This window comes from Asticcacaulis sp. AC460 (genome assembly GCF_000495795.1).
Lineage (GTDB): Bacteria > Pseudomonadota > Alphaproteobacteria > Caulobacterales > Caulobacteraceae > Asticcacaulis.
This window is the reverse complement of record NZ_AWGD01000019.1, coordinates 1-20305: the sequence shown is the minus strand read 5'-3', so window position 1 is coordinate 20305 and position 20305 is coordinate 1. Positions and strand designations below refer to the sequence as shown.

At 60.9% G+C, this 20305-nt stretch carries 17 protein-coding genes and 2 tRNA genes; 4 read left to right on the top strand and 15 right to left on the bottom strand.

Annotation, left to right across the window (positions count from 1 at the left end; all coding sequences use genetic code 11):
• Positions 1–23: 23 nt before the first annotated feature.
• Both ABAC460_RS34555 and ABAC460_RS48230 read right to left on the bottom strand, forming a co-directional pair.
• Positions 24–1166 (bottom strand): alginate lyase family protein, encoded by a 1143-nt coding sequence (locus tag ABAC460_RS34555; protein ID WP_162150311.1) that lies wholly within the window; start codon positions 1164–1166, stop codon positions 24–26.
• Positions 1167–1276: 110 nt separating this feature from the next.
• Complete coding sequence (locus tag ABAC460_RS48230) at positions 1277–3286, bottom strand: polysaccharide lyase family 7 protein (protein WP_023453252.1); 2010 nt, start codon at positions 3284–3286, stop codon at positions 1277–1279.
• Between the two features lie 311 nt (positions 3287–3597).
• On the opposite strand from ABAC460_RS48230, the gene ABAC460_RS34550 reads away from it, so the two are divergent.
• Positions 3598–3924, top strand: a complete 327-nt coding sequence (locus ABAC460_RS34550) for a hypothetical protein (protein WP_155914621.1) — start codon at positions 3598–3600, stop codon at positions 3922–3924.
• Positions 3925–3930: 6 nt separating this feature from the next.
• On the opposite strand, the gene ABAC460_RS34545 is transcribed toward ABAC460_RS34550, so the two are convergent.
• The 7 genes from ABAC460_RS34545 to ABAC460_RS34520 form a co-directional block, all read right to left on the bottom strand.
• Positions 3931–4344, bottom strand: coding sequence for a metallopeptidase family protein (locus ABAC460_RS34545; RefSeq protein ID WP_023453250.1), 414 nt, complete (start codon positions 4342–4344; stop codon positions 3931–3933).
• On the bottom strand, positions 4341–4514 hold the full coding sequence (locus ABAC460_RS50370) for a hypothetical protein (protein ID WP_023453249.1): 174 nt from the start codon (positions 4512–4514) through the stop codon (positions 4341–4343). Before ABAC460_RS50370 ends, ABAC460_RS34545 begins: the two co-directional genes overlap by 4 nt.
• The gene (locus ABAC460_RS34540) at positions 4514–5086 is read right to left on the bottom strand and encodes a zeta toxin family protein (RefSeq protein WP_023453248.1); all 573 of its coding nucleotides are present in this window, start codon (positions 5084–5086) and stop codon (positions 4514–4516) included. The genes ABAC460_RS50370 and ABAC460_RS34540 overlap by 1 nt, the downstream gene beginning before the upstream one ends.
• 4 nt (positions 5087–5090) lie before the next feature.
• Complete coding sequence (locus ABAC460_RS34535; RefSeq protein WP_023453247.1) at positions 5091–5906, bottom strand: enoyl-ACP reductase FabI; 816 nt, start codon at positions 5904–5906, stop codon at positions 5091–5093.
• Positions 5907–6011: 105 nt separating this feature from the next.
• Positions 6012–7235, bottom strand: a complete 1224-nt coding sequence (gene fabB, locus ABAC460_RS34530; protein ID WP_031236700.1) for a beta-ketoacyl-ACP synthase I — start codon at positions 7233–7235, stop codon at positions 6012–6014.
• A gap of 46 nt (positions 7236–7281) precedes the next feature.
• A complete protein-coding gene (gene fabA, locus ABAC460_RS34525) occupies positions 7282–7800 on the bottom strand; it encodes a 3-hydroxyacyl-[acyl-carrier-protein] dehydratase FabA (RefSeq protein ID WP_023453245.1) in 519 nt (172 codons plus the stop codon).
• 131 nt (positions 7801–7931) lie between these two features.
• Complete coding sequence (locus tag ABAC460_RS34520) at positions 7932–8429, bottom strand: SH3 domain-containing protein (RefSeq protein ID WP_235075799.1); 498 nt, start codon at positions 8427–8429, stop codon at positions 7932–7934.
• 273 nt (positions 8430–8702) lie between these two features.
• Between ABAC460_RS34520 and ABAC460_RS34515 the strand changes: the two genes are divergently transcribed.
• Positions 8703–9689 (top strand): 2-hydroxyacid dehydrogenase, encoded by a 987-nt coding sequence (locus tag ABAC460_RS34515; protein ID WP_023453243.1) that lies wholly within the window; start codon positions 8703–8705, stop codon positions 9687–9689.
• Positions 9690–9800: 111 nt separating this feature from the next.
• Positions 9801–9875: transfer RNA gene (locus ABAC460_RS34510), tRNA-Gly, on the top strand.
• A gap of 43 nt (positions 9876–9918) precedes the next feature.
• On the opposite strand, the gene ABAC460_RS34505 is transcribed toward ABAC460_RS34510, so the two are convergent.
• Complete coding sequence (locus ABAC460_RS34505; protein WP_023453242.1) at positions 9919–11244, bottom strand: NAD(P)/FAD-dependent oxidoreductase; 1326 nt, start codon at positions 11242–11244, stop codon at positions 9919–9921.
• A gap of 182 nt (positions 11245–11426) precedes the next feature.
• Positions 11427–13313, bottom strand: coding sequence for a putative bifunctional diguanylate cyclase/phosphodiesterase (locus ABAC460_RS34500; RefSeq protein WP_235075798.1), 1887 nt, complete (start codon positions 13311–13313; stop codon positions 11427–11429).
• A gap of 297 nt (positions 13314–13610) precedes the next feature.
• Here ABAC460_RS34500 and ABAC460_RS49600 point away from each other — a divergent pair.
• Positions 13611–13698 (top strand) — tRNA-Ser (locus ABAC460_RS49600).
• Between the two features lie 327 nt (positions 13699–14025).
• Here ABAC460_RS49600 and ABAC460_RS34495 read toward each other — a convergent pair.
• The 4 genes from ABAC460_RS34495 to ABAC460_RS34480 all read right to left on the bottom strand — a co-directional run bounded on the left by ABAC460_RS34495 (position 14026) and on the right by ABAC460_RS34480 (position 20201).
• A complete protein-coding gene (locus tag ABAC460_RS34495; RefSeq protein ID WP_023453240.1) occupies positions 14026–14235 on the bottom strand; it encodes a hypothetical protein in 210 nt (69 codons plus the stop codon).
• Between the two features lie 149 nt (positions 14236–14384).
• Complete coding sequence (locus ABAC460_RS34490) at positions 14385–16775, bottom strand: beta strand repeat-containing protein (RefSeq protein ID WP_023453239.1); 2391 nt, start codon at positions 16773–16775, stop codon at positions 14385–14387.
• Between the two features lie 364 nt (positions 16776–17139).
• The gene (locus ABAC460_RS34485) at positions 17140–19518 is read right to left on the bottom strand and encodes an ABC transporter permease (RefSeq protein ID WP_023453238.1); all 2379 of its coding nucleotides are present in this window, start codon (positions 19516–19518) and stop codon (positions 17140–17142) included.
• Positions 19515–20201 carry an ABC transporter ATP-binding protein gene (locus tag ABAC460_RS34480; RefSeq protein ID WP_023453237.1) on the bottom strand — a complete coding sequence of 229 codons (687 nt, stop codon included), beginning with the start codon at positions 20199–20201 and terminating at the stop codon, positions 19515–19517. The genes ABAC460_RS34485 and ABAC460_RS34480 overlap by 4 nt, the downstream gene beginning before the upstream one ends.
• Positions 20202–20305: the final 104 nt, after the last annotated feature.

The window sequence follows — 20305 nt, the reverse complement described above, 5'->3', positions numbered from 1 at the left end:
ATAAGAAGCAGAGCTTAAAACACTCACGCCAGCTCCGCGCCGAACAGCAGGGTCAGGTCGCCGCCCAGCCGGTGTGCCACCAGCGGCCGGTAGTCCTTCATCCACAGCGTCAGGCTTTCGTCCTTGAACCGGGCATAATAGGGCTCCATCCAGGCCAGTTGCGTCTCTTTCAACGTCCCGTCGAGGTCCTGCTTTTCGCCGGCGCGTTCGGCGAAAATCGCCGGATCACGCAGCCCGCTGACCACAAAACCGGCCAGACGTTTCACAGCACCATCGTTCAACCCATAGGCATCCGCCTGGCCGTTGGCGATCAGCGCCTCGGCATGCAAGACCAGCGGCCCCAGCGCGAAATTATGATAATGCAGCGCCTTCCTGCGGCGTTCCATCTCCAGCGGCAAGACACCGTCCGGCTCGACCTGAGCGCAGGCCCGTTCGAACCCGGCCTTCGCCCAGGCAAAGGATTCGGCGTCGTCCTGCGCGATGGCCGTGGCACATACCGCCCAATTGGCCCAGTACCGGTGGTTATTGGACCGGCTCTTCTTGTCCTGGCGCGAATCGAAATTGGCGATGACCAAGCCATTGAGCCGGCCCAGCCAGTCCAACACCTCGCGATTGGCCGACGGGCTGAGATAGGGATCGCTGCGGATCTTGAGGTAGCTTCCGGCCAGGCTGGCCAAGGCCCAGGCCTGGACCATGCGCCCCTGCTCGGTGACACCTTTTTCCAGCGCACCGGCCTGCGCCCAGCCGCTCAACCAGTGCAGGGCGCATTGGGCGATCTCGCTGGCGCGCGGCTGCGAGCGGACATAGCGGTCGGAGATGCGCGTCAGCGGATTGTAAAAGCCGCTGACTTCCTTGAGCTTTTCCTGGTAATCTTCCTCGCGGTCGGAATCCTCGACCGACGAATTGGTCCCGGGCTTGTACTTCGACTCATGGTCCAGCACGGTGACCGGCTTCGGAGCCTTGTCGCAGTCCAGGTCGGTCGCCGGCTCGCCGCGCAGGCTGCGCGCGGCTGCCACATCGAACGGCGAAACCAGACCGGCAAACTGCAGGTCTGGCGTCGTCGGATCATAAGCCGATACGGCCGCTCGGGCACCCCGGCATCCCCCGCCCGCGGACAGGGCTGCCATGCTCATGGCGACAAACGCCCGGCGACCGATTGTGGACATGCTGACACCACGGGTTGGGGCCGAAACCCCATATTCGACAAGGAAAACGACCATTGTGCGTCGCACAATTTTGTGGCCAATTCGTGTCAAATTCTGTGGTGTTAACCTTTTTACACAATCAGGAAGTCGGAAAACGTGATCACCGGCGTCCCCTGCAGCAGGGCGAACTGTACGGCCGCTTTCACGCCGCTGCCATCCGCATCATAAGAGAGCACCCCCGAGACGGGATTGTAGATGATCCTGTGGTCAAGGCTGGTCGCCGCCGTGCCGATGGCGAAGGCCTTTTCCGTCCCGGCGCCGACATCCAGGGCGGTGAAGACCAGGTGATCGAGCACGATCTGGTCCCAGCGCGTCTTGAAGTCGGTGACCGTGTCGACATTCTTCGATGCCGACAATGCGGTGTCGAAGACAAACCGGTCACGCCCGGCCCCGCCGGTCAGGAGGTCGTTGCCGCCCTTTCCCGTCAGGATGTTGTCGCCGGCGCCGCCAACGATACGGTTGTCGATGCTGTTGCCGGTGGCGGAAACAGCGCCCGTCGCGACGATGTAGACATCCTCGACATAGTTGCTGAGCACGATATTGGCCGAGGTCCGCACGACGTCAAAGCCGCCTGTGCTGGCCTCGACGATCTTGTCCAGATCGCTGTCGACATAGTAGCTGTCATTGCCCAGCCCGCCGGACATGGTATCCGCCCCGGCGCCGCCGTCGATCGTGTCATCCCCGCCATTGGCGGTCAGCGAATTGTTCGCCGCATTGCCAAACAGACGGTTGTTGAGATCGTTGCCTACGCCCGACACCGCCGTGCCGGTCAGGGTCAGGTGCTCGACATTGTCACCCAGCTTGTATGACACGCTGCTGATGACCTGGTCGTTACCGGCCCGGGCCATTTCGATGACCTTGTCGCCGGAACTGTCGACATAGTAGGTGTCGTTGCCTTCCAGCCCCTGCATCTCGTCACTGCCGGCGGCACCGTCCAGCGCATTGGCGCCCTTGTTGCCGATCAGCACGTCTGAGTTCTTGTTACCCGTAGCGTTGATATCGTCGGTGCCAGTCAGTTTCAGGGTTTCGACATTGACCGGCAGGGCATAGCTGACCGAGGCATAGATGATGTCGGCGCCTTCACGGATATATTCGACGACTCTGTCGGAAATATTGTCGACGATGTAGACGTCGTCCCCCGCTCCGCCCAGCATATAGTCGGCGCCAGCGCCGCCGTGCAGGCGGTCTATGCCAGCCCCGCCGTACAGCTTGTCGTCGCCGTCGCTGCCATTGAGGATATCGTCCCCCTCAAACCCATACAACACGTCGATATCGTCACCACCGCGCAGGACGTCGTCCCGCACTGTGCCGTTCAGCGAAAGCCGCGCCTGGGCCAGGGCGATGCTGGCCAGCCCCCCCAGGCCCTGCCCGGCGCCATGACCGAAATCCAGGGCATAGAAGGCAGCGATACCTTCGCCGGCGCCCGTGGATTCATTGACGCCGAGATAGACACCGCTCTTGAAGTAGAAGCTGTCGCTGGCCCAGGCGCTGTTGATCTTCGTCACGGAACTATAGGTCTGACCGTCGGCATAGACGATGACGGTCAGCACATCATCCTTTGCCGTGATGCGGTAGGAGAATTTTTCACCCAGATCGACATCCGGCGCATCGCCGGCAGCATTCAGGAGCGCGAACTTGGTTTCAATGTTTAAAACTCCGGCACAGTCATTGACGAAGTAAAGCGTACCGTTGTCGTAGTAAAGACGAACCAGCTCCTCCTCCGTGCCGTGGATCTGGCCGATCACGATCCGTCCCATCGTACCGTCCGTCAGGGTTGGACAGCGATTGACCGACAAGGTTGCCGTCAGAGTGCCGCCCTGATCCAGCGTCCATTCGGCGAGGCCGCTATCGTTCATTTCGCGGAGTTCGCTGCGGGCCTTGGTCGAGCCAGGAGTCGTTGCCCCGTTGACCGACGCCCGGAATACCATCGCATTGTCAGGAGCGACATAGAAGAAGCGGTCGTCATTGTAGTCGACCAGGTTGAGAACTTCGACGGCCTTTCCGTCATTTTCGCCATCGGCGTCGATGGGCAGGGTTAATTTCCAATGTACGAGATTGAAGTAGTCTGAATTAAAACTCATCACTTATACCCTTATGATGCAGGGCATGATTGTTCTGAAACCTGTGTTTTTTAAGAAAACAAACAATGTAAACGTAAAATAATATACTTGGAAAATAAGGAATTTATTCTCAAGGTTAACGTCGAATTAATACAGCAAATTCGTTAAACAGGCGAAACAACGTAGTTTTTCGCTGATGCAATATCGCTATTGCGATATCGATTACATCGCACCGCAACATCTAATTGTGCGCATTCCTTGATTTTTCTTATCCGAATTTTCATTCGCAGGTGCTATTGTGCGCAAAAAAGATGCATATCGGGAACGGATACATGCCACATAGCCGCGCTACCACGCCGAAACACACCCAGGTTACTCAGCCGATCCTGTACAGTGCTGCAGAATATTATGCCAAGGCCGCCCGTGACAACGGGTCAGCCGTGACGGACGTCCACGATTTTTTTGCACAAATCTGCGACGAACTTACCGGCCAGGCGGAAGTGGTGATTGTCGGCAACAGTGAAAGCGTGGGAAATTTCCATAATTTCGTTCAGATCCATGCGTCCCGTTTGGCCGCCATCATCAGCTATGAGATCGCCGCCGACCTGGATAACGGCCAGTTTGCCGTCTTTACACGGGACACCTCGTCCGACAACTGACCGCGCTTAGTGAGCTGTTCCGCTCTTAAGTAGCGTTTCCATCCAATCCATGTCGTCGTCCGACAGCCCGAAATGGTGGCCGGCTTCGTGGATCAGGATGTGCGCGATGAGGTCCTCGAGAGTCACCCCGCCCTCGGCCCATTCGTCCAGTATGGGGCGGCGGAACAGATGGATCATCGACGGCATGTCGCCGGTCATGGTCTCCAGTTCCGCCGGCCGGCCGGTGTAGAGCCCGGTCAATTCGAACGGATCCTCGATTCCCAGTTCCTGCAGCATGTCGGCGTTGGGAAAGTCCTCGACGATCACCACGACGTCGCGCAGGTGCCTGTCGAACGGATGGGGCAGTTTCTTGAGCGTGGAACGGGCAACGATCTCGATGTCGTCGAGCGTCGGCGCCTCACCGTAGGATTTGATGGTCATTCGGCGGCGGTCTGCTTGGTATCGGGGTGTACCTCGACCGGCTTTTCACCGTCCCAGACAACCCAGTACTGGCCCAGCTTGCGCTTACGGTCGATAGCCTCTACCACCGCATCCCGAAGGGCAGCGGAGATAGCGTCTGACTTTTTCTTAGCGTCAGGTGGCACGGGCATCAGTTTAAACCTGCAAGACTTTCAAGCTGAAGATAGACATCACGATCTCGAATAACGAGGGCTTGGCCATACCTTTCGAAAATCAGGTGGGTCAGGAACTCGGTGTTGAGATAACAATGGCACTCATCCACTTTCATACTATAGTCATTCAACAAATTTCGCAAACTACGCGGATATCGTCGGATAATGTCGGTTGACGGAATATGATGACCGCCGTGCGCAACGCGTTCAGCCACGCGCGAAATCGACATGTCTGCGCTGGGTAAGGCCAAATAGATAAGCTCGACCGCCCATCCTGATGCCTGTAAACGCTCAATGAGCTTAAGATACGCCCTGCCTGACAAGGTGGTCTCAAAAGCGAAATCGCGCCCTTCTGCTATACATTTCTCGATCTGTTCGAGAAACAACCGACCTGCTGCAGCGGCCTGCTTTTCAGGCGCAAAGGGCGAGAGGCCCGACGCGATCATATCCGCGTTGAGAAACGTCTCTACCCCTTGGCGCGGCAAGTATTTGAGCGCAAACGTCGTCTTGCCGGCGCCATTGGGTCCCGCGATGATGAAACACCGCGGCATCCGCTTACATCTCCATATCGTCGGGCAGGCCGACCACATGGAAGCCGGCATCGACATGGACGACTTCGCCGGTCGTGGTCAGGCCCAGATCCGAAGCCAGCCACAGGGCAGCGCCGGCGACGCCTTCCATGGCGGTGTCTTCCTTCATCAGCGAGAAGGCCTTGCCCTTGGAATGCAGGGCACGGCCGCCGGAAATCCCGGCCAGGCTGAGCGTGCGCATGGCGCCGGCCGAGATGGCATTGACGCGGATGCCCTTCGGTCCCAGGTCACGGGCGATGTAGCGGGTCGAAGCTTCCAGCGCCGCCTTGGCCACGCCCATGGTGTTGTAGTTGGGAATGACGCGCTCGGAGCCGAGATAGGTCAGGGTGATCAGCGAGCCGCCGTTCGGCATCAGTTCGGCGGCGCGGCGCGCGCTGTCGACGAACGAGAAGGCCGACACATTCATGGCCAGCAGGAAGCCTTCGCGGGTGGTGTTCTCGACGAACGAGCCCTGCAGCTCGTTCTTGTTGGCGAAGGCGATCGAGTGGACCAGGAAGTCGATCTCACCATAAATCTCCTTCAACTTGGCGAAGGCCGTGTCCATCGAGGCGTCATTGGTGACGTCGCATTCGATCAAGTGCTGGATGCCGATCGACTGGGCGAGCGGCTCGACCCGGCGCAGCAGGCTTTCGCCCATATAGGACAAAGCGATGTCGGCGCCCTGGGCGGCCAGTTGGCAGGCAATGCCCCAGGCGATGGACTTGTCATTGGCCACGCCCATGACCAGGCCCTTCTTGCCCTTCATCAGGTCGCCCTTGGGGAAGTTCCATTCATCGGCCATGCTCAAATCCTCGTCTGCTCGTGCTCATCGCCTCCCCGTTCACGGGCAGGATACGGCCGTTAAGAGCAAATTATGCGCGCAATGGCAAGGGCTTAAGGCGGGGGCCTACAGGTCTTCGCGGCTGAGGATGATCGAGCCGTTGGTGCCGCCGAAGCCGAACGAGTTCGACATGGCCGTCCCGATCTTGCCGTCGTGACGCTGGCGCAGGATCGGCATGCCGTCGAATTCCGGATCGAGGTTCTCAATATGGGCGCTTTCGGCAGCGAAGTCGTTCTGCATCATCAACAGGCAATAGATAGCTTCCTGGGCGCCGGCAGCCCCCAGCGAGTGTCCGGTCAGCGACTTGGTCGACGACACCATCGGGCCATTATCGCCGAAGACATTGCGCACTGCGCCCATCTCTTTCGAATCCCCGACCGGCGTCGACGTGCCATGCGGATTGAGATAGTCGATCTTGCGGCCGCCGGCCTCGGCCAGGGCCAGCTTCATGCAGCGTTCCGCCCCCTCACCCGACGGCGCGACCATGTCATAGCCGTCGCTGTTGGCGGCATAGCCGACGATTTCGGCGACTATATTGGCGCCGCGCGCCTTGGCGTGCTCGTACTCTTCCACGACCACCAGACCGGCGCCGCCGGCGATGACGAAACCGTCGCGGTCGCGGTCATAGGCTCGCGAGGCGACCGCCGGACGATCGTTGAAATTACTCGACATGGCGCCCATGGCGTCGAACATGTCCGACAGCGTCCAGTCCAGTTCCTCGGTACCACCGGCGAAGATGATGTCCTGCTTGCCCATCAGGATCTGTTCGGCGGCGGCGCCGATGCAGTGCACACTGGTCGCACAGGCCGACGAGATCGAATAGTTGATGCCGCGGATTTCGAACCAGGTGGCCAGCGTCGCCGACGGTCCCGACGACATCGCCTTGGGCACGGCGAACGGCCCGATGCGCTTGGGCGAATTCTTTTCGCGCGTGGTGTCGGCGGCGTCGACGATGGCGCGGGTCGAAGGCCCGCCCGAGCCGAAGATGATGCCGGTGCGCTCATGCGAGATTTCCGACTTTTCCAGGCCGGACGCCGCGATCGCCTGTTCCATGGCGATGTGACCATAGGCCGTGCCGGGCGCCAGGAAGCGGGCGGCGCGGCGGTCGACCATCTTGGTCCAGTCCTCGATCTTCGGCGCCGCGTGAACCTGGCACTTGAAGCCCAGCCGGGCATAGTCCTCGGCGGCCACGACGCCTGAGCGCGCCTCGCGCAGGGACTGGGTAACCTCGTCGACACCGTTGCCGATGGAGGAGACGATTCCCATACCTGTAATGACGACTCTACGCATGCCTAGTCCTTGCGATCCCACCAGATTCATGACGCGGACGGGTCTTTTAGCCCAGGTCCTTGGCGTCGAACAACCCAACTCTCAGGCCCGACGCCTGATAGATAAGCTTGCCATCGGCTTCGACAACCCCGTCGCCGATCCCCATGATCAATTTGCCCGACATGACGCGCTTCATATCGATCTTGTAGGTCACTTTTTTGACATCGGGGGTCACCTGGCCGGTGAACTTGACATCGCCGACACCCAGCGCGCGACCGCGCCCGGGATTGCCGCGCCAGCCGAGATAGAAGCCGACCAGTTGCCACATGGCGTCCAGCCCCAGGCAGCCCGGCATGACCGGGTCGCCGATGAAGTGGCAACCGAAGAACCACAGGTCCGGGCGGATATCCAGTTCGGCTTCGATATGTCCCTTGCCGTGGGTGCCGCCATTGTCGGTGATTTCGATGATTCGATCGAACATCAGCATCGGCGGTGCCGGCAGCTGGGCATTGCCCGGGCCGAACATGTCACCGCGCCCGCAGGCCAGCAGGGCTTCGTAGTCATACGCGTTGGGGCGATCCGTCATCCGTCCAATGGGCTCCATGTCACGCACCCGCACTCCCCGTAAGTGCGATCACGATCTGTAACTTAAGTGGAGAGTGCGTTACACGACACAGCGTCGGGGCTCAATCGTTTTTTGTAACCGATTGCGAACGCTTAACGTTCGGCCAGCGGATTGGGCCGGGCGCAGACCGCCGTCGTCTGCATGCCCCACAGGACATTCTTCGGCGCCCAGCCGGTCTGGCCGGCGACGGAAATCCGGCACCAGGCGTCCTTGCACTTTTCCACCGAGGCGACGACGCGCGGCCGCACAATCGCCTTGACGTCGGCGTCCGGCTTCGGATCGGTTCGTAATTCCAGCTTCTGGGGCGGCGTGATGACATTGCGCGGCGACCGCAACATGCTCTTCTTCACCCAGGCGACACCGCCGGCGGGATCGCAGATCAGCCGCCAGTCGCGAGTCTCGGAGATAATCTGCACCGGAATGCCGGCCTTGCGGTAGGTCCACACCTTGCGGTTATCCAGGCTCGGACCATTGCGGGCATTGACCTCGTTCTTGCCCAACATGGCCCAGCGCGGCACGGCCGCCTTGGACGGCGTGTCATATTCCACGGGTTCGCCCGCCTGCGCCGGCACGGCCAGCGCGATCAGCACGGCAAAAGCCGCCGCGGCAGGCCAAAAACGGCCGGGAAGGGCTTGAACTGACTGGGTCAACGCGTTTATGTCGGGGCAGCGGTTATCAAACATGGCTTGGAAAAGCGTGTGGGAGCGCCGGATCGGGCGCCGTGTTGCGTGCCATTCTTGGCGGGCATGGTTCAGATTTGGTTAACCGGAAGATAATTCGCCATCAAACACATGCATCGCCGTTCCGCCGGTTTAGGGAAAGAACCGGAATACGGACGCGGCGAAAAGACATAAAAGGCTTTTATGAGCGCGACGAAACTTAAGGTGGTCCTCACCGTCAAGCTGCCCGAACCCGTGGAAACGCGGATGCGCGAGCTGTTCAACACCACCCTGTGGTACGACCTGTCGCAGATGCCACGCGACCGGCTGCTGCAGGCGGCCCAGGACTGCGACGTCCTGGTGACCTCGATCAACGACCGCATCGATGCCGAATTCTTCGACGCCGCCCCGGAGCGGCTGAAGATGATCGCCAATTTCGGCGTCGGCTACGACCATATCGACGTCGTCAAGGGCGCCGAAAAAGGCATCATCATCACCAACACACCGGGCGTCCTGACCGAAGACACGGCCGAAATGACCATGGGCCTGATTCTGGCCGTGTCGCGCCGCTTCGTCGAAGGCGCCGAGATCGTCCAGAAGGGCGAGTTCTCCGCCTGGTCGCCAACCTTCCTGCTAGGCCGTCGCGTCTATGGCAAACGGCTGGGCATTATCGGCATGGGCCGCATCGGCCAGGCCCTGGCACGCCGTGCCCGCGCCTTCGGCATGAGCGTCCACTATCATAACCGCAAGCCGGTGTCGGCGCGCATCTCGGACGAGCTGGGCGCCACCTACTGGGACGACCTGGATCAGATGCTGTCGCGGATGGACGTGATTTCGATCAACGCGCCGGGCGGTTCCAGCACCTATCACCTGCTCAGCGCCGAACGCCTGGCCAAGCTGCAACCGCACGCCTTGCTGGTCAATACGGCGCGCGGCCAGATCGTCGACGAACAGGCCCTGGCCGCCATGTTGCGCGAGAAACGCATCGCCGGCGTCGGGCTGGACGTCTATGAGCGCGAACCGGCCATAAATCAGGAACTGATCGGTTTGCCCAATGCCATCCTGCTGCCGCACATGGCGTCGTCGACGATCGAGGCGCGCACCGACATGGGCGACCGGGTAATCCTGAATGTAAAGACCTTCCAGGACGGCCACCGGCCGCCGGATCGGGTCATTCCGGCCATGCTGTGAGGCTCAAAAAGTTTTTCACAGGTTTCGGAAAATAAGCACTTGCGCGCCATCCGGCCTTCTGGCTATAAGGCGCGCCTCTCCGGCGGGTTTCTCCCGCGTTTACGGACATGAGCGGGCGTAGCTCAGCGGTAGAGCGCCACCTTGCCAAGGTGGATGTCGAGAGTTCGATCCTCTTCGCCCGCTCCAATTCCTCCCCAGGATATCATCCTAAGGCCGTCCGTCCTGACGCTCAGTGCAGCTTCAGCTTCGGACGGATAAACCGGTTGATGTGTCCCACCGAGATCACCGCCAAGCCCTTTATCCAGCCGTGCACGGCCAGGATATGCATCCGGTACAGCGACATATAGACGAACCGGGCCAGCCGCCCCTCGACCGCCATGCGCCCGCCCAGCAGACTGCCCATCAGCGAGCCCACCGTCGAGAACCGGCTCAGCGACACCAGCGAACCGTGGTCGTGGTAGGCAAACTCGACCAGAGGCTTTCCCTGCTGCAACCGAACCAGATTGGCATAGGCGGTCTCTGCCATCTGGTGCGCCGCCTGGGCGCGCGGCGGTACCGGCCGTTCCTGCCCCGGCAATTTGCAGAAGGCGCAATCGCCTATGGCAAAGACACGGTCGTCACCGACAACCTGAAGCGTCGGCCGGACCACCACCTGGTTGGTCCGTGATATCTCAAGCCCATCCAGACCCTGGCGGATCGGCACCGCCTTGACGCCGGCGGCCCAGACCTGGAGATCGGCCGGAATCTGGCCCGCACCCGCTGTTTCCATGCCCGACGGCAGCGACGCCGTAACGGCGGTGCCCGTCCTGACCTTGACGCCCAGCGCTTCGAGCTCCTGATGCGCCGCCTCGGCCAAACGCTCCGGCAAGGCCGGCAGGATGCGCGGCCCAGCCTCCAGCAGGGTCACATCCAGCCGGCTGCGGTCGAACACCTCCAGGCCGTAATAACCCAGGGCATCGGCGGCATTGTACAGTTCCGCCGCCAGCTCGACGCCGGTCGCTCCGCCACCCACGATGACGACCCTGACGTGGGCGTCGGACGCCGGATCGGTCTGCATGGACCGCGAGACCCGTAGACATTGATCCAGCAACTGATCGCGAAAGGCATCGGCCTGACCGCGGCTGTCCAGGAAGAGGCAGTTCTCGGCCACACCCGGCGTGCCGAAATCGTTGGTCATCGAGCCATAGGCCAGGACCAGATAGTCGTAGCGGACCGAATGGGCCGCGACGACTTCGCGCCCCTTGGGATCGAGCACGGGCGCGATATGCACGCGCCGCGCCGCGCGATCGATCCGGTCGAGCGTGCCATAAAGATAACGATAGCCCCAGCGGTGACAGTGGCCGCGATACCCGACCTCATCCAGGCTGGCGTCGAGCGATCCCGCCGCGACTTCGTGCAGCAGGGGCTTCCAGATATGGGTGCGATTGCGATCGATCAGGATGATGTCATGGTCCCGCCGCCCGAACCGTGCCCCCAGCCGCCGCACCAGTTCCAGCCCAGCGGCGCCGCCACCGACCACGACGATCTGAGTTTTGGGTGTTGAGCGGACGGACATTTCGGTTCTCCAGGCCCGGTTAAACGACAGGCAGAGCTCCATCTGAGCCGCTTCCCGCGCCCAGTGTCAAAGAACTTGATATTTCAAATTGCTGCACTGCACAAATTTATCTATTCGGAGGACGTGGATCGCGATTTCGAAACCGTTCCCGTCACCGCAGGTGCTTCGTCTCAACAAGCGAGCTAAGCCCCGTGCGCGACCCGCGGCAAGGCTTCACCCGCCAGATATCCCGGAATATCCCCGGCCGGCATGGGCCGGGCAAACAGATAGCCCTGCGCCAAGTCCCCATTCAGCCCCGACAACGCCCCCAGTTGCGCCTCCGTCTCCACGCCCTCGATCACCGAAGTCAGGCCGAAATCCAGGCACAACGACGTCAGGCTCTTGACGATCTTGCGGCTGGCCGGATTGCTGTCCAGGTCGGCGACGAAACTGCGATCGACCTTGATGCGGTCCAAAGGCAGCCGGTGGACATAGCTCAAAGACGAATAGCCAGTGCCGAAATCGTCCAGCGACACCTGACACCCCAGAGCCTTCAAAGCGATGACCGACTGGCGGGCGCGCTCGAAATCGGCCGCCATGGCGGTTTCGGTGATCTCGAAATCGATCCGCCGCGGGTCGATCCCGCTGGCATTGACGATGGCGATCAGCCGCACCACGCCTTCGGCGGCGCATATGTCGTGCGCCGAAAGGTTGAACGACAACGCCAGGGCTTCCGGCCAGGTCCGGGCCTCGCGCAAGGCCTTTTCCAGCAACGCCCGTGTCACTGTGCCAATCAGCCCGGTCCGCTCGGCGACGGGGATAAACACCCCCGGCGCCATCCGTCCCAGAACCGGGCTGTCCCACCGCGCCAACGCTTCGAAACCCACCGTCGCGCCGCTGCGCAAATCGATCATCGGCTGATAGACCAGCGATAGTTCGGTACCGAGGTCTGCGGCCTGCAGGCTGCGCTCGACCACACTCTGGTTGAGGATCTCCGCCTGATGCTCGGCCGAAAACAGAACGGTTTGGCCGCGCAGATGGCGCTTGGCATGATACAGCGCATAGTCGGCGCATTCGAACAGGCTTTCGGCATTGGCCCCGGACTGCGGCCACAGCGCGAAACCGATCGAACAGGCCATCTGGGCATAGGCGCCGCCCGCCGCAAACGGCCGCGCCGTCGTTCCGGTCAACCGCCGCCCCAGGTCCTCCAGTACACCCTCAGCCAGGTCGCCCTGAACGACCAGACCGAACTCGTCCCCGCCCAGCCGGTAGACCGTGGCGGCCACCGGCCCGGCCTCCACGACGGCGCTTTGAAACCGTTCCGCCGCCTCGACCAGCACCCGGTCGCCGGCCGCGTGCCCAAACGTATCATTGACCGGCTTGAACCCATCCAGATCGATTACCCCGATGGCCATCGCCCTGCCGTTCGCTTCCGCGGCGGCGAAGGCGGCATCGGCATCGTGAAAGAACCGCCGCCGGTTGGGCAGGCCCGTCAGGGCATCCAGATTGGCGATACGGAAATTCTCGTTGGACAGGGCCTGGGTTTCCACCTGTTTGGCCGTCAGGTCCCGGCGCGAGGCGATCAGTTCCTTGAAGTCGCGATAATGGGTCAGCAGCACGCTGATCATCGCCATGCAGACCAGACCCAGATTGATGGCGATGGCGCGCTCGGTCGGCCCGCCTTCCGCCATCAGGAAGACGATATAGGGGACGATGACGATCAGCGTCACGGCAATGGCCGCCGACCTCAAATGCATCAGGCAGAAGATGCAGCCGATCACGGTCAGCGCCATGTAGAAGATGACGTGGCCCTGGGCAGGGTCGTCGCCATAGCCATACAGATTGAGGCCCCAGCAGGTAAGGCCGGCCGACAGCAGCGACGCCAGAACGTTCGTGTGCTTCAGGTGAAGCAGGGCGACGTCGTCGGATACCGGCGTCTTGCCGGCGCGAATCCACCAGAGGAACCGCCCGACGCAGACCAGGCACATCGCCATGGGCAGGTAGACCGACAACCACAACGGCGCCCGCGACGAAAAGGTATAGCTGACGGACAGGGTGCTGACGGTCAGGATAAAGTACAGGGTGGGCATCTGTTTGCAGAAGGCGCGAAACTGCGCCTGCACCAGCTCCGGACTGTCACCGGAAACGGTAAATAATCGCCTCAGCCTGTTCAGGAACGCCTTCAACCCTGTGCCATCCATTCTGGATTAGGCGAGGAGTTTAGCAGACTGATATAAAAGAGGACTTAATGGTCCGACATTAGGGATTGCCCCGACCAAAGTTGACTCCCGCCGTCGTTTGCGCCATACGGCAGGCATGACCAACCTGCGCGCCACCATTTCGTCAAGTCGCAGCTCGCTCTAATAGCGGGTCGCTGACCCGCGTCCGGCGGGTGGCGGCCATGGTGGTCAAACAGTCTTGAAAACTGCGCCAACGTATTGAACGTTGAGGGTTCGATTCCTTCACCCGCCGCCAATTGAGGACGGTAAACCAGACAGGGTTTGGGATCGCCTGCTAAGCGCATCGAACGGGAAACCGTTTGTGGTTCGAGTCCACTGCCGTCCGCCAACTTTTCGCTCCCCCGAGAGATCTCGCTCAACCGTTGCGCGAAGCTCATGGAACAAGGGAAAATTTCATACTTCCTTCTCCTCCCCATCTTGATGGGGAGGTGGCGAGCAAGCGAGGCCCCCTATGGGCTGAAGCGCGTCGAGACGGAGGGGTCCTCTAAACGGCCTCTCGCGCTGCGCAGCAGGAGGACAAACGGACGTTTTCATAAAGCGGAAGCATCGTCCCAGTATCGCGCTAGCTTGGTTTTCTCCCTCGCGGATTGCGCGCGATGACCTCCTCCACATCCAGCAGCTCGTAAGTGGTTTCCGGCGCAGCAAAGGCTATCTGCAATTCGGCTTTGAGGCACACAAATCGTTCCGCCTCAGGGCTTTTCTTGTCACGCAACAGGCTGGTTAAGCGCATATCTAGTGTCAGGGTGTTACCTGTGACATTCGACCTGGGCATCGCACACTCCGCAATCCATCAGAAAAATACTGTCGGCAAAGTATTCTGTTGTTACCGATCGGACCGAACAACTGAAGCCTCAGCCTAATGTTTCTGCTGCCGCTTTACCGCGCCCCTAGCTCCACCGGGCCGACGTCAATCTCATCGCCTCACCACACGATGTGTCCGAGCACCTCCGCCTGACCGGCATTCAGCACCGTAATGGAGTTGCCGCCACCCAGGTCGATCAAGACGTCGCTACCAGCCTGGCTGACAAGAGATTCATTGGCAATCCCTGTGGTGTAAGCGCTGATATTGATCGAGTCATTCTGCCCGGCGGAAAAATCAACTATCTTGTCTTTGCCGCTGCCGGCGTCGAACAGAAACAGATCGCTACCTAGGCCACCGGTTAAAAGGTCCGCGCCACCCTTGCCGTTCAGACTATTGTTACCCGAGTTTCCACTCAGGATGTTACCGACTCCGTTCCCCGTGGCAGAAAGGTCATCGCTGCCCGTCAGGTACAGGTTTTCAACGACCCGCCCGTTCAGGGAGTAGGTGACTGTGGAATAGATAGTATCCGTACCCTGGCCGCTGGTCTCGACGACGGTGTCACCGACGTTTTGAATATAATAGGTGTCGTTACCCAATCCGCCGTTCAAGACATTGTTGCCGCCGTTGCCAGTCAGGATGTTGCCCAAGCCGTTGCCTGTGGCGTTAATATTGCCGGCCCCAGTCAGTGTAAGGTGCTCGACATTGTCGCCCAGGCTGAAGGCAACCGCGGATTCGACGAGGTCGCTTCCCTGGCCAACAGCTTCGGTGACGGTATCTCCTGCAGAATTGACAACATAGGTGTCATTGCCGCCTCCGCCGCTCATACTGTCATTGCCGGCAAGTCCATCAATCCGGTTGGCGGCACTGTTGCCAGTCAGGACATTCCCCAGGCTGTTACCGGTGGCGTTGAGGACCGCCGTCCCTGTCAGGGTCAGGTTTTCGATCTGAAGGCCGCTCAGCGAAAAACTAACCGAGGCCTGCACGGTATCGCTGCCTTGGCCGCTGGCCTCGACAACCACATCTGCGACGTCGTCGACGACCAGGGTATCGTTGCCCAGGCCCCCAACCAGCCTGTCCGCCCCGCCCTTGCCGTCCAGCACGTCGTCGCCAGCCAATCCGGTCAGGACGTTGGCTGCCCCGTTTCCGGTCAACAGGTTGGACGAAGAATTTCCCGTACCGTCAACCGCCGCTGAGCCGGTCAGGGTAAGGTTTTCGAAAAATTCACCCAACACCCAGGTAAGACCGGTCTGCACGGTGTCACCCCCTTGGCCGGCAGCTTCAACGATCACGTCGCTAAGACTGTCGACGACATAGGTGTCGTCGCCGAAACCACCAGTCAGGGTATCATTGCCGGAGCTGCCATCCAACCGATTGCTGCCATTGTTGCCGTTCAACTGATTGGCGAAGCTGTTTCCGGTGATGCTGACGTTCGCCGAACCCGTGAGATTCACCACCTCGATGTAGCGCCCGGCCAGGCTGAAACCGACGCTCGAAAAGACGACGTCGATACCGTTGTTGCTGCTCTCGCCCACCAGGTCACCCGTGTCATCAACATAGTAGGTGTCGTTTCCTGCGCCCCCCGCCATGCTGTCGGCGCCGAAATCGCCTTTTAGTTCGTCGTTGCCGTCACCGCCCAATAGCGTGTCATTGCCATAGCTGCCACTCAGCGCGTCACTGCCGCCATTGCCGGAAAGGTAATCGTTGCTGGCATAGACATAGTCGACCGTACCCAAAGTATCGTTGCCGCTGCCGCCCACAATCGTCAGCTTGTCGGCATATTGGGAGGCAAACACCACAGTTCCGCCGGCAGATATCGTATAGGTCGCGTACACTCCAGCCTGAGTAGACATATCCGCCGTCAAGGCGCTACCGTCAGCGACCAGGTGGTCTTCACCGTCCCCCCCGTTCCAGTAATCGGCAAAACCGAGGTCCAGATGCAAGCTGAGCGTATCGTTTCCAACGCCGGTCATAAGCCGCTCGACGCGCTCGACGTTGCGGATGAAGGTGCCGTTTGCCAGCGTCGTGCCGTCTGAGGAAGAAGCGGCATCCAGGTTGAAGGCGATGGCACCGCTGAAATAGCGCAGATCCATGATGACGGTATCGACGTCGTCGCCGCCATCGATCTGATCCGCACCGTCGTCATAGTAGCCACCCGATAAAGCAGACGCACAGACGATATAGTCGTCACCCGAACCACCGTTCAAACTGTCTGACCCCATGTCGCCCCAGATAGCGTCATTCCCGGCATTGCCGTTAATAACATCGTCATAGAACCAGCCAACCAGGCTGTCGTTCGCCGAGCCGCCGTAAATAAAGTATTTCGCAATACCACCGACCCGGACATAGACATCGGGAGAGGTTGAGTAAAATCGGTGCTCATAGCCGGAACCATTAAAAGCAATCCCCACGCCGACCGGCGTTGTCATCGTGCTGTAGTCGGCGATCAGCCAGTCGTCGCCATCCCCAAATACGTTTTCTTCGGAGTCCGGGCCAATAGAAAAGGTCGTCATGAAAATCTCCTGATGAAATGTGGGTAATGCGGAACCGGCCAGTCAGAGATTCGTGCAACGCCGACCTGCGCCCGATGCGGCGGAATCAACTCAAAAGCGAAAATATGTCGCAAATAGGGTTAAAACGGCACTGTACGGCTATCCGTTTATCGAAATAGATGACGTGTCTTTAAAGCAACGCTCCACCACTGCGAGCAGGCTCGTGTGCGTTGGCCGCGGCAATAGAAACCTGCAACACCGAATTCGGCGGGTATGGCGCGCCAGAACGAAAGCTGCCGGGCGCAAACGAGAATCAACCGCGCAGGTTCATTCGCAATAAAAGAGTCAGAGGCAAAAAATACCGCCTTGCCTGTCCAGAAGCACCTCACTCATGCCTCAATGACGCCGACACCGAGACCTTTCCGACCGTCAGCGCCGAGTGCGCCGCAACGGTAACCAGCGCAAACACCACCGCCGTCACCGCTGCGCCGACAAACGACAAACCCGATAGCGGGATATGCTCGGCAAACGAACTGAGCCAACTCCGCAGAACCAGCCACGCCGCCGGCCAGGCGATCGCATTCGCAATCAGCAGCGGCACAAAGAACGGCGTCAGGCGCTGCACGAAGATGTCCTCGAACGTCGCTCCCAGAGCCCGCAATATGGCGATCTCCCGCGCCTGGCGCCGGGTCAGGAAGATACACAATCCCGTCAGCCCCAGGGTCGATAACACGATCGCCACCCCCGCCACCAGGTTGAACACCTGCATCTGCTGACGCAGGTCGTGGTACTGCTCCAGCAGGTAATCGCGGTAGAACCGCCGCTCGATCGGCATCACCCCGCCGGTGTCGCGCTGCCACAGGGCATCGATCCGCCCCAATGTGCCGGCGACATCCCTCTCCGAAACCCGCACACTGGCCTGGGTGAAGAATCGCGAGAAACCATCGTAGATCATCGGGCCGCTGGGGTCATACACCGTGGCAAAGCGCAGATCCGGCACCACCCCGACAATGCGCGACCGCATCCGCAGCCGATCTGTCTCATAGTCCAGGTCCCGGCCCACGGCGTCCTGCGGCGAAGCAAACCCCAAGGCCTTCACCGCCGCTTCATTAATCAGGATTTCTCTCGGTGTTTCCCGGTCCGAATAGATCCCCGACAGGCGCCGCCCGGCGACCATAGGTACGCGATAGACGGTGAAGAAGTCGGGGGCGGTGGAAATCCGCGTCAGGCTGATCATCGCCCGGCCCGGCCTGCGGATCCAAGCCGGCCGGGCCAGGTCCGTGGTCGGTGTGCCAAAGGATTCCGCCACGGCCTCGACACCCGGCACCGTTCGCAGATTTTCCGCAAACACCCGGCTCGCCACCGGATCATCGCTGAACCGGATCATCACCACATGGTCGCCGTCGAAGCGCAGCGCATCGCGGGTGGCGAACTGCCATTGCCGGCCAATGGTATGTGAGGCGATCAACAGCACGATCACCAGCGAGATCTGCGCCACCACCCAGCCACGCCAGGGCAATACCCCCGACGGATCGGGCCGCGTCTTCGCCGCCGGGCGCGACACGGCGATCGCCGGATACAGCCCGCTCAGCACCGTCACCACCGCTGCGATCGCCATCACCACCGGCAGGACGATCCAGGGCTGCTTCCACAGGTGTAAGTCGACACCCAGGCCGGCATTCAACCCCGGCAGCAGCCGCTCCACCGCTGCCAACCCAAGGCCCAGCCCGATCAGATTGACCCAACAGGCTTCGCGCAAAACCTGGCCGATCAGGTCGATCCGCCGCGCGCCCAGGGCGGTGCGGATGGCCATCTCGGCGCCGCGTTCCTGGGTTTCGGCCAGGATCAGACCCGACAGATTGATTCCGGCAAGGGCCAGGATGGCGGCCGCTACTGCGACTACGGCCAGGATCGAGCCGACATGGCCGCGCGGCTTCAACTCGCCGTCGCCGTGAGGCCGAAAATGCAGATCCAGCAAGGGTACCAGTTGATAGCCACCGGGAAGGTTATGCACGCCACGCCAATGGCGGGTACTGATGTCGATCAGCCGCCCTTCCACCGCCTTCACGTCCGTGCCCGGCTTGAAGGTGACATAGATATAGGCATTGGCCCATTGGTACTCAGGGTGCAGGTCAAGCACGTTCAGCATGGCATAGCTGCCGCGGCCCGAGACGAAGATTTCCCGGTCCAGGTGCGAATTGGCCGGTATGTCCTTCAGGATGGCGGTCACTGTCAGCGGGATTCCCCCCTTCGTGGTCAGCCTTTGGCCGATGGCGTCCTCACGGCCGAAATAGGCCCGTGCCATGCGTTGCGTCATCACCACGCTGTCAGGTTTCTGCAAGGCCGTCGACAGATCGCCGTGCACCGCCGGCAGTTTCAGAATCTCGAACACATTGGGATCGGCCCAGTAGAAGCGCTCCTTGACCTGGCGACGGGCGCTGCGCAGCGGCCATTCGACAGCGTTCAGCCGGGTGACGCGCTCGATCTCGGGAACGTCGGCGGCCATCCAATTGGCCATGCCGGCGGGCGTGCGATCGCTGGCCAACAGCGGCCGTCCCTGCGGTCCGTAATCAGCCGACAGCAGATAGACCCGGTCGGCGCCGGGCATGAAGCGGTCATAGGTCAGTTCATCATGGACAAAGAGGGTAACGACGATGGCAGCAGCATAGCTGAGCGTCAGTCCGGCCACCATCAGCAGATACACACCCCATCGCGCGGCGATAACGCGGACCAGGTGCATCAGAGGGAACAGCAGCGGGCTCACGACAGCCTGCGGCTGGAAATGTGGATACGGCCGTCATGCATCTCGACCACGCGCGAGGCCTGGTCGGCCTGGCTCAGCGCATGGGTAACGATGATCAGGGTGGTGCCCTTGTCGTTGAGTTCCTTAAGGATCCCCAGGGTCTGGGCTGCGTTACGAGAGTCGAGATTGCCGGTGGGTTCGTCGGCCAGCACGATGACGGGATGGCCGACAATGGCCCGGGCTATGGCGCAGCGCTGTTGCTGCCCGCCGGACAGTTGCCGCGGCAGGTGGTCGGCGCGGTGGCCCATGCCGACGCGGTCCATGGCCTCTACGACCAGGTCGCGGCGGTTCTTCAGATTGTCACGGCGATAGCGCAGGCCCAGTTCGATATTCTGATAGACGCTGAGGTGGTCGATCAGGTTGAAGTTCTGGAACACGAAGCCGATCTGCGTCGCCCTCAGGTGGGCCAGGTCGCGGTCGGGAATGGTGGTGATGTCGCGGCCGTTGAACTCGCACCGTCCGGCGCTGGCTTTTTCGAGCGTGCCGATGATGTTGAGCAGGGTGGATTTTCCGCATCCGGACGGGCCGGTGATGGCGACGAACTCACCGGCGTCGATATCGAGCGTCACCCCACGCAGGGCATGAACCGCCCGTTCCGTGCCGGTATAGGTGTGATGAATATCCTGGAGACTGATCAGGGGCATGACAATGCCAATTGGAGACGCTCGCGCCCTCCTGGTCCCGCTGTGGACTGACAGAGGAAGCTCTGCAGGGTCATGACCAAAACAGCCGGTAACGCCCACTCCCT

Bases quoted from the DNA above. Each gene is read 5' to 3' on its own strand.
- ABAC460_RS34555 (WP_162150311.1), bottom strand. From the start codon at position 1,166: ATGTCCACAATCGGTCGCCGGGCGTTTGTCGCCATGAGCATGGCAGCC.
- ABAC460_RS48230 (WP_023453252.1), bottom strand. From the start codon at position 3,286: ATGAGTTTTAATTCAGACTACTTCAATCTCGTACATTGGAAATTAACC.
- ABAC460_RS34550 (WP_155914621.1), top strand. From the start codon at position 3,598: ATGCCACATAGCCGCGCTACCACGCCGAAACACACCCAGGTTACTCAG.
- ABAC460_RS34545 (WP_023453250.1), bottom strand. From the start codon at position 4,344: ATGACCATCAAATCCTACGGTGAGGCGCCGACGCTCGACGACATCGAG.
- ABAC460_RS50370 (WP_023453249.1), bottom strand. From the start codon at position 4,514: ATGCCCGTGCCACCTGACGCTAAGAAAAAGTCAGACGCTATCTCCGCT.
- ABAC460_RS34540 (WP_023453248.1), bottom strand. From the start codon at position 5,086: ATGCCGCGGTGTTTCATCATCGCGGGACCCAATGGCGCCGGCAAGACG.
- ABAC460_RS34535 (WP_023453247.1), bottom strand. From the start codon at position 5,906: ATGGCCGATGAATGGAACTTCCCCAAGGGCGACCTGATGAAGGGCAAG.
- fabB (WP_031236700.1), bottom strand. From the start codon at position 7,235: ATGCGTAGAGTCGTCATTACAGGTATGGGAATCGTCTCCTCCATCGGC.
- fabA (WP_023453245.1), bottom strand. From the start codon at position 7,800: ATGACGGATCGCCCCAACGCGTATGACTACGAAGCCCTGCTGGCCTGC.
- ABAC460_RS34515 (WP_023453243.1), top strand. From the start codon at position 8,703: ATGAGCGCGACGAAACTTAAGGTGGTCCTCACCGTCAAGCTGCCCGAA.
- ABAC460_RS34505 (WP_023453242.1), bottom strand. From the start codon at position 11,244: ATGTCCGTCCGCTCAACACCCAAAACTCAGATCGTCGTGGTCGGTGGC.
- ABAC460_RS34500 (WP_235075798.1), bottom strand. From the start codon at position 13,313: ATGCCCACCCTGTACTTTATCCTGACCGTCAGCACCCTGTCCGTCAGC.
- ABAC460_RS34495 (WP_023453240.1), bottom strand. From the start codon at position 14,235: ATGCCCAGGTCGAATGTCACAGGTAACACCCTGACACTAGATATGCGC.
- ABAC460_RS34490 (WP_023453239.1), bottom strand. From the start codon at position 16,775: ATGACGACCTTTTCTATTGGCCCGGACTCCGAAGAAAACGTATTTGGG.
- ABAC460_RS34480 (WP_023453237.1), bottom strand. From the start codon at position 20,201: ATGCCCCTGATCAGTCTCCAGGATATTCATCACACCTATACCGGCACG.